The organism is Actinoplanes sp. NPDC049599 (assembly GCF_044465625.1).
In the GTDB taxonomy this organism is placed as follows: Bacteria; Actinomycetota; Actinomycetes; order Mycobacteriales; family Micromonosporaceae; genus Actinoplanes.
The window spans coordinates 149235-162558 of sequence record NZ_JBITLX010000005.1; the positions used below are offsets into that span (position 1 = coordinate 149235).

The window sequence follows — 13324 nt, forward strand, 5'->3', positions numbered from 1 at the left end:
GCGGGACCGCTCAGGCGCGGATCTCGACATCGTTGTAGGACACCCTGACCGTCGACCGCTCCGCCGCCATGTTCAGCACGCCGAAGACCACCCGCCCGCTGGTGAACCGCGAGTCCTTCCAGCTGCCGGCATCCTTGCCGTCCCGGGTGAACGTCAGCCGTGGCCCGTCCGCCGTGACACCCACGGCGATCGGTTCGTCCAGCGCCACGTCCTCCTCGTACGGGAACGACGCCAGCTCGGCCATGTCGCTCGTCCCTTCCAGCCCGTGTGTCATCAGCACGTACCGGTCGGCGCAGACCGCGAGGACGTACCCCGCCTCCCGCGACGAGGTGGCACCCAGCTTGTCGAAGCGCAGCCAGATCGCCGCGCAGCCGTCGGCCGTCAGCAGCCTGGTCGTGACGGTCACCGTGAAGTCCGTGAGCAGCCGCCGCGGACCCGGGCAGCGGTACGGGCCGGCCGACTCCTTCTTCACCACCAGCGCCCCGTCGAACTCGCAGGCCGCCTTGTTCGCCGGGTCCACCACGACCCGCCAGTCCCGTTCCGAGGTGAGGGGATCCGCGATGACCGTTGCCGCGCCGGAGACCACGGGCTGCGCCGACGGTGCCGCCGATGGGCCGGGGCCGGCCGTGCCGCCCCGCTTCTCGGCGGCCAGGCCGTAGACGACCCCGGCGAGCACCGACACGGCGATCACCGCGACGGCGGCCAGGATCACGCTGGCCACCCGGCCCAGGCCCCGGCGAGGGCTCGGGGCCGGCACGGCGGCCGGGATACCCGAGGCGCCCGGGATACCCGAGGCGCCCGGGATGCCCGAGGCGCCCTGAGTGCCAGGGGCGCCCGGGATACCCGAAGTGCGCGCGAGGCCTGGAATGCCAGATGCAACCGGAATGCCCGATGTCTGTGAGACGCCAGCAATGCCCGGGGCGCCCGGAATACCCGAGGTGTGCGAGACGCCCGATGCGCCTGGGATGCCTTGAGTGCTAGTTGCGCCACTTATATCCGAGTTGCTGGTAATGCCCGGAGTGCCAGGGCCGCCGCCAGGGATGCCCCGGGTGGTCGGTGTGGCCCGGCCCTGCAGGTGGAAGCGGGTCGTGGTGCCGCCGGCTGACGGCAGGGCGGTCGCGGCCGTCCGTTCGCGGGCGTGCTCGTCGTCGGCGGCCCGGGCGTCGGCGACCGCCTCGCGGAGCGCGGGTTGCCGGTCCAGGACGGCCGAGGCGCTGCCGGTGCGGTGCGGGCCCGTGGTGAGGAGCCGGTCCAGCAGCTCACGGGCGGTGGGCCGGTCCGCCGGGTCCTTGGCCAGCGCCTGCTCCACGAGGTCGCGGAGCGGGCCGGTGAGACCCGCCAGGTCCGGCGGCATGGTCAGGATCCGCACCGCGACCATGTGCGGCAGGTCCGCCGCGAACGGGGTGCGGCCGGTTCCCGCGTACGCGATCACGGCGCCCCAGGCGAAGATGTCGGCGGCGGGACTCAGGATCCGGCCGTTGCTGGAGTCGAAGCGCTCCGGCGCCATGTAGGTCACGGTGCCGACCATCTGATCGGTACGGGTGTGGCTGACCGCACCCTCGACCGCCCGCGCGATCCCGAAGTCGATGACCTTCGGGCTGCCCGGGGCGAGCAGCACGTTGCTGGGCTTGAGGTCCCGGTGGATGACCCCGGCGCCGTGGATCGCGGTGAGCGCGGTCGCCACGCCGATGGCCAGCCCGTGCAGATTGGACGAGGTCAGCGGCCCGTGCTCGGCGACGACCGAGGCGAGGCTCGGCCCGGCCACGTACTCCACCACCAGGTACGGCTGCTCGTGGTCGGGGTCGGCGTCGAGCACCTCGGCGGTGCAGAACGGCGGCACGTCCTGGGCCCGGGCGACCTCGGTGCGGAACCGCTGCCGGAACTGCGGGTCACCGACCAGATCGGTCTTGATGATCTTGACGGCGACCCGGCGGCCCTCCGGCGTGGTGGCCAGGTAGACCGTGCCCATGCCGCCCTCACCGAGCCGCCCGACCAGCTCGTAACGGCCCATCCGCCGCGGGTCGGTCGGCCGCAGTGGCCGGGCGCCCGTGGTGCCGCCGGCCTCGGTCATGTCGTCACCTGCGTCGCTTCCTCTTCCGATCGGTCGTCCACCGGGCCCCGGAGCCCGGTCATCCACTGCGCCGGTGCCCCGTCGCTGCCGGTGCGGACCACGATGTGCGCGCCCTGCGCCGCCTCCGCGGCCACCACCAGCGCGCTTCCGGAACCCACCGGGCCGGGACCGCCGCGGTCACCCACCGAGACCTGGGGACCGCCGCCTGCCGTCGAGGCCACAAGATTCACCGTCAACCCCTGTCGTCGCAGCTCACGGACGGTCCCCGCGACGCTGCGGGAAACCCGACCACCTGCGTCGACCACGAGCTCAACCCCGTACGCCGACGCCAGCTGCGCCGCCGTCCGGAGCACAGCATCCGCGTGCGTGTCACCGGTGAACCGGGCGATGATCTCACGAACGGCCGCCGGCGGTGGTCCCGTGAGCGTGACCACAGTGACCGGTGACCGGCCGTCGTGCGGCACCTCGCCGGAGCCGACAACCAGGTCCGGCCGGCCGGAACGGACAAGTCCGGCCAGCTCCGCACCCGGGTCCCCGGTGAAGCGGGCCAGCACCGGCACGTCCACCCCGCCGCCGACCCGCGCCGCCAGGTCGGTCAGCTCGCCCATCGTCCGGTTCATCTCCAGCAGCCCGCCGGTCAACCCGCTGCCGATCTCCAACGCCGCCGCCGGATACGGCACCAGCCGCGCCAACACGAGCGTCGCAGGCCGCCGCGCCCCGATCAGCGCCACGGCAAGCTCCACAACCGCACCCGCCCCGGGCGCCGACCCCAGCGCCCCGGGCGCCGACCCCAGCGCTCCGGGCGCCGAACCGAACGACCCGGGCGCCGAACCCGGCGCCAAGGGCGCCGCCCCGGGTGCCGGCGTCGGGGTCGGCCCGGGGACCAGCACCAGCACCTTGAACCCCTCCGCCTCACCGAGCGCGGCCCGCTCGGCTCGGGCGACGTCGCGGGCCACCACCCGGCCCGGATAGATCAGGGCCAGCAGCGGCCCCGCCATCACCGTGGTGACCAGTGCCATCACCACCATCATCGAGAAGATCTGCCGGTCGATGATGGCCAGCTGCAGGCCGACCGACAGGATCACGATCTCGGTCAGGCCCCGGGTGTTCATCAGCGTCGCCAGCGCGCCGGCCTGCCGGGGTCCGACCCGGTTCAGCCGCGCCCCGGCATACGCGCCGAGGAACTTGCCGGCGATGGCGACCAGCAGGATCAGGCCCAGTTCCAGCAGCGCGCCGCCGTCGACCGTGGACAGGTCGACCTGGAGCCCGGCGACCACGAAGAACACCGGCAGCAGCAGGAGCACGCTGACCTGCTCCAGGCGTTCCAGGATCTCGTGGCGCAGCGCCTCGCCGCCGGCCCGTGGCATCACCGCGCCGAACACGAACGCGCCGAAGATCGCGTGCAGGCCCATGATCTCGGTGAGGTAGCAGGAGACCAGCAGGCCGATCAGGATCACGGCGAGCACGTCGGGGGTCAGCCGCCCGGCCCGTTCCCGGGCCGCCGCCAGCCGGCGCAGCGCCGGGCGGACCCAGCGGAACATCACGATCAGGAACGGGACGACGCCGAGCACCTGCCAGGGCAGGCCGCCGTCGGCCGTGCCGACCGCGACGACCACCGCGAGCAGGGACCAGGCGATCACGTCGTCGACCGCGGCGCTGGCCAGCGCGAGACCGCCCACCTCGGTCCGGATCAGGCCGCGGTCCGCCACGATGCGGGCCAGCACCGGGAACGCGGTGACGGCCATCGCCGCGCCGATGAACAGCGCGAACGGCAGCACGTCGGTGACGCCGTGCCGGCCGGCCAGCCACAGCGCGAGCGCGAAGCCCAGGCCGAGCGGCGCCAGCACGGAGCCGATCGACACGCTGACCGCGATCCGCTGCCGCCCGCGGACCAGGCTCTGGTCCAGCTCGTAGCCGACGATGAACATGAACAGCACCAGGCCGACGTTGGCGAGCCCGGCCAGCGCGGGTCGGATGTCGGCCGGGAAGAACCGGTCGCTGACCAGGGTGCCGAAGATGCTCGGGCCGATCAGGATCCCGGCGATGATCTCACCGACCACCGGCGGCTGGCCGACCTTGCGGGCCAGTGCCCCGAGGACGCGGGCCAGCACGATGATCACCGCCAGACCGAGCAGGAGCTGCCCCACGGCATGAGACGTCACGACCGCCCCCCGTCAGCATCCGGCAGCCCGCCAAGCCGGTCACCCACCGCGGCCGCACCGAGCCGGTCCCCGTCGGATGGCGGCCGGCCGTCACCGGACGCCGGCAGCCCGCCAAGCCGGTCACCCACCGCGGCCGCGCCGGGCCGGTCCGCGTCGGATGGCGGCCGGCCGTCACCGGACGCCGGCAGCGCGTCGAGCCGGTCACCCACCGCGGCCGCGCCGGGCCGCTGCTCCGCCGGCCCGAGGCACTCCCGCACCAGCGCGGCGACCGGTCCGGGCAGAGTGTCGCTGATCCGGGGTGCGGCGGACAGCACCCGCCGCAGCGCCAGCAGCCCGTCGGAGCCCGGCAGGTCCCCGTGGACACCGACCCCGCTGACCACCCGGTGCAGCAGCACGCCGAGGGACCACACGTCACTGGCCGGCCCCGGCGGACCGCCCAGCAGCAGCGCCGGGTCCACGTACTCGATCGCGTCCAGGCCGCCCATCCCGGTGACCGTGACCCCCTCGGTGAACACCTGGGACAGGCCCAGGTCGGAGAGTCTGCCCCCGCCGGGGTGCAGCAGCACGTTGCCCGGCTTGATGTCGCGGTGCGCGATCCCGGCGGCGTGCATCGCCGCGGCCGCCCGGGCGGCCGCGGCCACCGCCCGGATCGCCTCGGCCCGGGAGACCGGTGCTGCCGGGTCGGCCAGGGAGCCGCCCGGCAGGTACTCCATCGAGTAGTAGAAGGCGCCGTCCTGCCGGCCGGCGTCGATCGGGGTGACCAGGTACGGCGAGCGGACCGCCGCGAACGCCGCCAGTTCCCGGGTGGCCCGCCGGAAGGCCACCTCGCTCGACTCGGCGTGCAGCACCTTGACGGCGACGTGCTCGAGGTCCAGCGGCAGCCGGCGTGGGCACCGGGCCAGGAAGAAGTGCCCGTGGTTGCCGGAGCCCAGCGAGCGGATGAAGTCGTAGTCGGCGATGCCCTGCACCTGGTCCGGTCCCCTCATGTCTGCGGATCGCGGTGGGACTCGTAGCGGAACCAGCGCCGCCCCACGTCGATGCGGGCGCCCGGCGGCACCACGACGGGCACGCCGGGGCTGAGCTGGTCCGGCTCGGCCGCGCCGGGGCGGTGCACGACGGTGCCGTTCGCCGAGTGCAGGTCCTCCAGCTCGACGCGCCAGCCGTTCAGCCGGATCCGGACGTGCCGGCGGGACACGCCGCTGGCCGGGCCGGAGATCCGCAGCGAGCGGGCCCGGTGCGCGGCGACGTCCCGGTCGACCTCGGGCTCGCGGCCCACCACGTAGTCGGCGTCCAGGCGCAGCGTGCTGCCGTCGTCGAGCAGCAGCACACCCAGCGGTGGCCGCGGTCCGAGCCGGGTCACCTGGGTCAGCTGGGCCATCGAGATGCCGCAGATCTGGCAGTACCGCTGGTCCGGGTCGTTGAAGTGGCCGTCGCGGCAGTACACCCCCTCGATGAGGGCGTGGGTGGCCGTCTCGGGGACGGGCTCCGGGTCCGGCTCCGGGGCGTGGCCGGGCAGCACGATGACCGCCTCGAACGGCGCCGACCGGTCGGGCCGGCGGGGCGGTGGTGGCGCCGGTGCCGGTGCCGGCCGGGGGAGCTGGGCGAGCAGTCCCGCGCCGCCGACCACGCCCGCGTCGAGGGTGGTGCGGGGGTCGGGCGGTCCGCTGCCCGGCAGGCTCACCTGCACCGTCCACAGCGGACCCTCGATGGTGCGGTAGGTCAGCGCCGGTCCGTGCAGGTGGACCCGGCCGGGCCCGCCGTCGGCCGTGACGTCCGCGGCACCGCGTACCAGGATCGCGGGGGTGTCGCCGAGCGCGGCGGCCGCGCAGGCCGGGCCGTCGGCACCGAGCTGTCCGGCCAGCCGGGCGATCAGGGCCGCGCCGTCGCCGCCGTCGGCGGCGACCCGGCGCACCAGCGCGACCAGCGCGTCGGTCTCCGCGCCGGCCTCCGCGCACACGGCGATCAGCTCGCCGGCCCGCACGACCAGGCCGGGGCCGGGCAAGGGCTGCACTCGTACGCTCACACCAGCCTCCCGCCGCGGAAGCGCCAGCGCAGGAACGGCACCCGCATCGGCCCGTTGGCGACCAGCCAGACCGCCAGCCAGACGGCTCCGAAGTGGACGGCGAAGACCCACCCCGGCGGTGCGGCGCCGGCCGCCGGCACCGCGCCGGCCCGCAGCAGGGCCCACAGCAGCAGACCTTCCGGTACGCCGGTGAGCAGCCCGAACAGCGACGGCCAGTCCTTCTCCCAGCGGAACTGCATGAGCAGGTGGTACAGCAGCTCCCAGCCGATGCCGAGGACGGCCACCGCGGCCAGCACGACGAACGCCGCGCGGTACCGCTCGGTCAGCGCCGCCGTCCCGGGCAGCAGTGGGATCAGCGCCAGGGTCACCGCCGAGCCGACCAGCGCGAGCAGGAACAACCGGGTCTGGATCCGGCCGATCAGGATCGGGACCATGCCGCGCTCCCTTCCACCGGGCGGCCGAGGGCCCACCGGAGCCACTGGGCGGTCGACCGGACCGGGCCGAGCCGGGGGCACCAGCCGCGCCGGGCCAGGTCGTCGGTGATCTCCTGGGCCGCCACCTGAAGCCCGAGGAACGTGTCGACGCCGGGGAAGTAGCCGCCGAGCGTCGCGGTGCCCGAGGCGTAGACCGCGCCGTCGCCGCTGGCCGTGCCGATGACCTCGAAGGTGCGCTCGACGTCCAGCCGGCCCAGCGGGTTGCGCCCGGCCCCGCCGTGCCGCAGCAGGTCGTCCAGCACCCGGTGCTCGGCGATGTCGGCCTCCAGGCCGGTGCAGTCGATGATGAAGTCGGACGCGATCTTGTGGGTGCCGTCGGCCCGGTCGACGATGCTGGTCAGCCGGGTCTCGGGGCCGGGCCGGACCTCCTGGACGGTGCCCTGGAACGCGCGGTACCAGCCCGCCTCGCGGCCGGCCCGCATCTGCTGCTGCCACTTGCGCCGCTTCGGGGTGTTGGTGCCGCCCATCCGGCGGTACTCGGCGGCCCGCTCGGCGCCGTCGAGCCGGCGCATCCGGGCCTTGAGCTGCCCGCCCCAGACCGACTTCGGATAGTTGAAGCCCTGGTACGCGAAGCCGTGGCCGCCGCGGCGCCGGGACCACGGGTGCGGGCCGTGCGCGCCGGTCACGTAGGTGCGGAACACGTGCTCGATCTCGGTCTGCAGGCCGTAGCGCTCGCGGTCGTCCATCAGCCGCTGGAGCACCCGGGACGCGACGATGCCGCCGCCGCGGACCATGACCGTGCCGGGGGTGGTCTTGAGGTACTCGTACACGTGCTCGTGCGGCTCGTAGGCGTTGACCACGTGGTGGAAGTCGCGGTGGGTCTCGCGGAAGGCCTGCAGGTCCGGCAGGAACTTCAGGCCGGGGTAGCCGACCGCGAGGTGCACGAACCGCGACCGGTAGGCGACCCGCCTGGTCGCGGTGCTGCCGGCCGGCGGGGTGAGCACGGTGAAGTAGCCGCCGCCGGCCCGCCGCCGCACCATCCGGACCACGCCCTTGACCAGCATCTCCGGGTACGCGATCCGGGCCGCCTCGCGCTCCAGCCCGGCGAAGACCAGCCCGGCGCGCGGGGTCCAGTAGTCGGCGAAGATCGGCTCGCCGAGCACGTGCACCAGCGGCCGCACCGTGCGGTCCCGCCACGCCTCGGCCAGCGCGTACGACGGGAAGCCCCAGATGTTGTCCGGCCGCGACGAGGAGTCGGACCGGATCCGCTCGGGCACCGGGATCTGCGAGACCCGGGTCAGGTACTGGTACGTCTGCCACGGGTGATCGATGTTGGACAGCACGGCGATCCGGTCGGTCGGCACCCCGGCGATGCGCAGATAGTCGACAGTGACGAACGAGCCGATGCCGCCGCCGACGCTGACGAACGGCACGTCCCGCACCTCGATGCCGGACCGTTCGACCATCGCGTCGGTCCACTGTGACTCGCCGAGCAACAGCGGCGTCAGCTCGCCGGGCACGCCGGCGTTCCTGGATTCCATCGGATCTTTTCCCCCGTTGTACCGGCCGGTCAGCCTGCCGGATGTCCCCATACGGGTACCACACGGCGGCAAGCCGCCCGGGCGCGTCTTGACAACCCGGCAACGCGCTCGCAATCATTCAGCAACGTCACTGTTACCGTTCACAATCGCGCTCACCCGACGAGAACGAGGCCCCCCGTGAAACGTCGTACCCTGCTGTCCGCGACGGGCGCCGCCCTCGGCGCCACCGCCGCGGGCGCCCTGCTCCGGCCCGGCGCCGCGCACGCCGCCACCTACTCCGGCTACGCGATGGCCTACTTCACCGAGTCGCCGACGATGGCGGCGGCCAGCTACAACCTGCACCTGGCGGTCAGCGCCGACGGGCTGACCTGGACCCCGCTGAACCAGAACCGGCCGGTGGCCACGCCCACCGCCGGCAGCGGCGGCCTGCGCGACCCGTTCATCCTGCGCAAGCAGGACGGTACGTTCACCGTGCTGGCCACCGACCTGAACGGCACCAACTGGTCGTACCAGAGCCAGTACCTGCACGTCTGGGACTCCGCCGACCTGCGCACGTTCCGCAACTACCGGCTGCTCAAGGTGCACTCGCTGGCCACCCACGCGTGGGCGCCCGAGGCGGTCTGGGACCCCGCCCGGGGCCAGTACGCGGTGGTCTTCTCGGCGGTGGTCAACGGCCACAACGTGCTGATGGTCAGCTACACCACGGACTTCGTCACCGCGAGCGCGCCGCAGGTCTTCTTCGACCCCGGCTACGACGCCATCGACGGCAACTTCGTCACGGTCGGCGGGGTCAACTACATGTACTACAAGAACAACACCAACAGCACGCTGCTGGGCGCCCGGTCGGCCACGTTCAACCCGGGCAGCTTCAGCGTCTACACCGGCTCGATCGGCCCCGGCCGGGGTGTCGAGGCGCCGCAGATCGTGAAGTCGAACAGCGCGAACGTCTGGTACATGTGGGGCGACACCTGGAGCCCGAACGGCCGGTTCTTCTGCTGGCAGACCGGCGACGTCGCGGGCGGCTCGTGGAGCCTGCTCAGCGACCGGGCGTACACCCAGCCGCTGAACTCCAAGCACCTCGGCATCACGGCGATCACCGCCGCCGAGCTGTCCGGCCTCACCGGCGCCTGGGGCACGCCCGCCTGGAACCGGATCAAGTCCTACAACTACCCCGACCGGTACGTGCGGCACGCGGGCAACGTCGGGCGGATCGACACGTACCCGTTCGACCCGTACCAGGATCAGCTCTGGACGCTGGTGCCCGGGCTGGCGGACGCGGCCGGGGTCTCGTTCCGCTCGGTGAACTATCCGGACCGTTACCTGCGGCACTCGAACTACGCGATGGTGCTCAACGCCAACGACGGCACCGGCGTCTTCGCGGCCGACGCCACCTTCCACCGGGTGGCCGGCTTCGCCGACGCGGGCTGGACGTCGTTCCGGTCGCACAACTTCCCGGACCGCTACCTGCGGCACGCCAACTCCGTGCTGCGGATCGACCCGATCACCAGCGCGTCGGCGGCCACCGCCAAGCAGGACGCGACCTTCCGCATCGGCTACTGAGGAGCGCCGGGGGAAAAGGCGGTGCCGTTGCGAATTCCACGGGGGAAGAACTCGCAACGGCACTCCCCAGGAATGTAAACGACAACGACCGGCGCTGTCTAACCGGCGGGCGGCCCGTCCTCGGTCTCCGGGCCGGCCGGGGTGCCCGCGCCGGTCGTCCGGTCCAGGATGTCGAGCATCTCGAGCACCTGCCGGCGTACCGCCGGGGTCATGTCACCGGCCCGCATGGCGATCATGCGGACCTGCCGGTCGGCGAGCTTGTCCCGCAGCTCCCGGGCCTCCGGGTCGTCGCCCGCGCGCTCGCCCTCGCCCAGCAGGAACGCGGCGGTGACCGGCGGGGTGCCGGCGGGCCGGCGCTCGTCGAAGAACTTCGCGATCGCCTTCAGCACGGCCACGGTGGGGTTGGCGTTGGCGCCCGAGCGCAGGGTGGCCAGATAGACCCGGGACACCGTGGTGTCGTGCCCCGGGTCGTCGCTGATCGCCCGAGCCACCTGCGGGGTCGAATACTCCCGGGCGCGGCCCCGGTCGTCGGTCCAGGTCACGGTGGCGAACAACTCGTTCAGCCGGGTCGCGACCGTGGCGGGGGGACTGTCGGGCATTCGTCGAGGCTCCTACGCCTGTCATGTGTGGTTAACAGCACCGCGTCCTTTGCGCCTTGACCGGTGTCAGTCGTTAAATATAGTGTCGCAAAGTCCCGGTTGCCCGATGCCGGCGGACAGCGCGGGCCCGTTCCGGCCGATCACGGGGTGGCCGAGACCGGGCCCGCGTCCTCATCGCCGGGCCAGCTCGCGCGAGATCCCGGTGAGCAGGCGGGCGTCGCTCTCCAGGTCGTCACCGCCGGGCACCAGCACCGGATCGGCCTCCACGACCGGGCTGTCGGCCGCCTTCGCACGCAGCGCCTCCCGGATCACCCGGGCCCAGTGCGCCTCCGCCGATTCCGGTCCGGCGGGAGCGGCCGCGGCGTCGTAGTACGGCCCCAGCAGCACGAGGCCGTCCCGGATCTCCACCACCCGCCGGTAGAAGCGGTAGTGGGTGCTGCCGGCGCCGAGCCGCGCACGCCACGAGGTGGCCGGCACCCGGCCCAGCGCGAGCTGCGGGAACGCCTGGTGCATCGCCGTCCAGAGTGGCTCGAGCCGGCGGTAGTGCCGGCGGTGCGCGCGCCAGACCGGCAGCGCGACGACCATGCCGGTCACCGCGGCGTAGCTGATCCCGACCACGAACGCGAGCGTGCCGACGCCGACCCCGGTCAGGTAGCCCAGGTTCGCCACCCGGACCAGCCCCGCGGCCGGCTCGGCCACCGCCTGGAGCACCGCCAGCAGCGACTTGGTGGCGTCGGCGATCAGGAACGCACAGACCGCCACGCTGACGATGATCAGGCCGCGGCGCAGCCGGGCGGTGCTGGCGGCCCGGACGTACGCGATCGACCAGCGCAACGACTGCGCGTGGGCGTACGCCATGTAGCCGAGCACGGCCACCACGAACACGGTGGCGTGCGGATGGGCGCCGTTGGCGGTGTCGGCCGGGTCGGCGCGGACCGCGGCCGGGGCGAGGGCCCAGGCCGTCAGCGCGACCAGGACGGCGGCGGCGAGCGGGACGGCCTGCCGGCGGACCGTGCGGCGGGCGGACGGGCCGCGCATCGAGTAGGTGAAGAACACCAGCAGGAAGTAGGCAGCTGCCATGGTGCCGACGTTGATCACGAGGCTGCGGGCGCCGGCCCCGGCCAGGTCGAGCAGCGGGCGCAGCGGCGGCAGGTTGACCGTGAAGGTGACCGTCGCGCTGACCACGCAGGCGGCCAGCGCCCGCAGCGGCAGATCCTCCGGGGCCCGCCAGACCTGGACGACCTTGTCGAGCACGCCGATCCACAGTGCCACCACGAGCACGGCCAGCAGCACCGGGGCCATCGCTACAACCAGCCCTGGTGGTGCGACAGCGCCGCGTCGAGCCGGTCGACGTGGGCGGCGCCGGACCGGCGGGCGGACGGGTGCAGCGGGTTGAGCACGCTGGCCCACTCCAGGATGAACGTGGCGATCAGCTCGGCCTCGCGCTCGTAGCGCGAGTCGTAACAGGTGCGGCGCAGCGCCCGGGTCGGGCCGCCGGGCGGCTCGCCCGGCGCGAGCGCGTCCCAGGCCAGCTCGTCGCCCTCGTCGCTGGGATGATCGGCGATCAGGTGGCCGATCTCGTGCAGGATGATGTGATCCTGGTGCGGGCGCGTGGTCTCCCGCTGGTAGAAGATGACATCCATGGAATCCGTCATGAACCAGAGCCCGAACGGGCCCGGCACCTTGATCGGATGGGCCACCAGGCGGATCGGCCGGCCGCGCTGCCGGGCCAGCCGGGCGCACAGCTCCCGGACGTCGAGCGGCGGGCGCACGTCCAGCTCGCGCAGCAACGCCCGGCACCGTTTCCGCAGTCTGCGCTCGCTCAACCTCGACCCTGCTCCCGCGTCGCCGATGACGTCGTCGAAGGATACCGAACTGCCATGACCAAGGTACTCATCGCCGGCGGCGGCGTCGCCGGCACCGCCACCGCGCTCGCCCTGCACCAGCTGGGCATCCCGGCGCAGGTGTACGAGGCACATCCGTCCGGCGGCGACGACGCCGGGGCCTTCCTGACCGTGATGGCGAACGGCATGGCGGCCCTGGCCGCGATCGGCGCCGCGGAGTCCGTTGTGGACGCCTCGTACCCGGCCGCGGCGGTGGCCCTGTCCGACGCCGCGGGCCGGCACCTGGGCAACCGGCCGATCCCCGGGCCCGCGCGGACGCTGCGCCGGGCCACGCTCTACCGGGTCCTGCAGGACCTCGCGGTCGCCCGGGGCATCCCGGTGCGGCACGGCAGCCGGCTGGTCGACGCCGCGGCCGGCCGGGGAGTGGAGGTCCGGTTCGCCGACGGCAGCCGGGCCGCCGGGGACGTCCTGGTCGGCGCCGACGGCATCCACTCGCCGACCCGCCGCCTGATCGACCCGCAGGCGCCGACCCCGCGCTACACCGGCCGGCACGTCGTGTACGGCTACGCCGACGGCGACCCGGCCGGCGGCGCCCCCGACACGTACCACATGGTGTCCGGGGGCCGGGCGTTCTTCGGCTACACCGCCCCCGGCGACGGCCGGACCTGGTGGTTCGCCCGCATCGGCGGCGAGCGGGGCGCCGGAGCGACGACCGCCGCCCAGTGGCGTGAGTTCGCCCTCGACGCGGTCCGCGACGACGCCACGCCCGCCGCGCTGATCATCGAGGCGACCGACGCCGCCGCGGTGGTGGGCGGGGAGTCCTACGACATCCCGACGACGCCGCACTGGCACAACGACCGGATGGTGCTGGTCGGCGACGCCGCGCACGCCGCGTCGCCGGCGGCCGCCCAGGGCGCGTCGATGGCCCTCGAGGACGCGGTCGCGCTGGCGGAGGCGCTGCGGGCGCACGCCGATCCCGCGGCGGCGTTCGCCGCCTACGAGGAGCGGCGGCGGGCGGAGACAGAGGAGACCGTGGCCGCGAGCGCCCGGCTGAACAGCGCGTCGGGGTGAGAACGGAGGAGGCGGTGGC

At 73.8% G+C, this 13324-nt stretch carries 11 protein-coding genes; 2 read left to right on the plus strand and 9 right to left on the minus strand.

Going from position 1 to position 13324, the window contains the following annotated elements; translation table 11 throughout:
• Positions 1–10: 10 nt before the first annotated feature.
• The 6 genes from ACIBQZ_RS11730 to ACIBQZ_RS11755 are packed head-to-tail and all read right to left on the minus strand — an operon-like array spanning position 11 to position 8231.
• Positions 11–2071, minus strand: a complete 2061-nt coding sequence (locus ACIBQZ_RS11730) for a serine/threonine protein kinase (protein WP_396088531.1) — start codon at positions 2069–2071, stop codon at positions 11–13.
• Positions 2068–4233: a cation:proton antiporter gene (locus tag ACIBQZ_RS11735; RefSeq protein ID WP_396088532.1), complete on the minus strand. Its 2166-nt coding sequence runs from the start codon at positions 4231–4233 to the stop codon at positions 2068–2070. Before ACIBQZ_RS11735 ends, ACIBQZ_RS11730 begins: the two co-directional genes overlap by 4 nt.
• On the minus strand, positions 4230–5219 hold the full coding sequence (locus ACIBQZ_RS11740; RefSeq protein ID WP_396088533.1) for a protein kinase: 990 nt from the start codon (positions 5217–5219) through the stop codon (positions 4230–4232). Before ACIBQZ_RS11740 ends, ACIBQZ_RS11735 begins: the two co-directional genes overlap by 4 nt.
• Positions 5216–6256, minus strand: coding sequence for an FHA domain-containing protein (locus ACIBQZ_RS11745; protein ID WP_396088534.1), 1041 nt, complete (start codon positions 6254–6256; stop codon positions 5216–5218). Before ACIBQZ_RS11745 ends, ACIBQZ_RS11740 begins: the two co-directional genes overlap by 4 nt.
• Complete coding sequence (locus tag ACIBQZ_RS11750; protein WP_396088535.1) at positions 6253–6690, minus strand: hypothetical protein; 438 nt, start codon at positions 6688–6690, stop codon at positions 6253–6255. The genes ACIBQZ_RS11745 and ACIBQZ_RS11750 overlap by 4 nt, the downstream gene beginning before the upstream one ends.
• Positions 6675–8231 carry a hypothetical protein gene (locus ACIBQZ_RS11755; protein ID WP_396088536.1) on the minus strand — a complete coding sequence of 519 codons (1557 nt, stop codon included), beginning with the start codon at positions 8229–8231 and terminating at the stop codon, positions 6675–6677. The genes ACIBQZ_RS11750 and ACIBQZ_RS11755 overlap by 16 nt, the downstream gene beginning before the upstream one ends.
• 177 nt (positions 8232–8408) lie before the next feature.
• Between ACIBQZ_RS11755 and ACIBQZ_RS11760 the strand changes: the two genes are divergently transcribed.
• Positions 8409–9791, plus strand: a complete 1383-nt coding sequence (locus ACIBQZ_RS11760; RefSeq protein WP_396088537.1) for a glycoside hydrolase family 43 protein — start codon at positions 8409–8411, stop codon at positions 9789–9791.
• A gap of 98 nt (positions 9792–9889) precedes the next feature.
• Here the strand turns inward: ACIBQZ_RS11760 and ACIBQZ_RS11765 are convergent, their stop codons facing one another.
• The 3 genes from ACIBQZ_RS11765 to ACIBQZ_RS11775 form a co-directional block, all read right to left on the minus strand.
• Complete coding sequence (locus ACIBQZ_RS11765; RefSeq protein WP_396088538.1) at positions 9890–10390, minus strand: hypothetical protein; 501 nt, start codon at positions 10388–10390, stop codon at positions 9890–9892.
• Positions 10391–10561: 171 nt separating this feature from the next.
• Positions 10562–11692, minus strand: coding sequence for an MAB_1171c family putative transporter (locus ACIBQZ_RS11770; RefSeq protein ID WP_396088539.1), 1131 nt, complete (start codon positions 11690–11692; stop codon positions 10562–10564).
• Positions 11693–11694: 2 nt separating this feature from the next.
• On the minus strand, positions 11695–12216 hold the full coding sequence (locus ACIBQZ_RS11775) for a hypothetical protein (RefSeq protein WP_396088540.1): 522 nt from the start codon (positions 12214–12216) through the stop codon (positions 11695–11697).
• A 54-nt stretch (positions 12217–12270) separates the two neighbouring features.
• Between ACIBQZ_RS11775 and ACIBQZ_RS11780 the strand changes: the two genes are divergently transcribed.
• Positions 12271–13305 (plus strand): FAD-dependent monooxygenase, encoded by a 1035-nt coding sequence (locus ACIBQZ_RS11780; protein WP_396088541.1) that lies wholly within the window; start codon positions 12271–12273, stop codon positions 13303–13305.
• Positions 13306–13324: the final 19 nt, after the last annotated feature.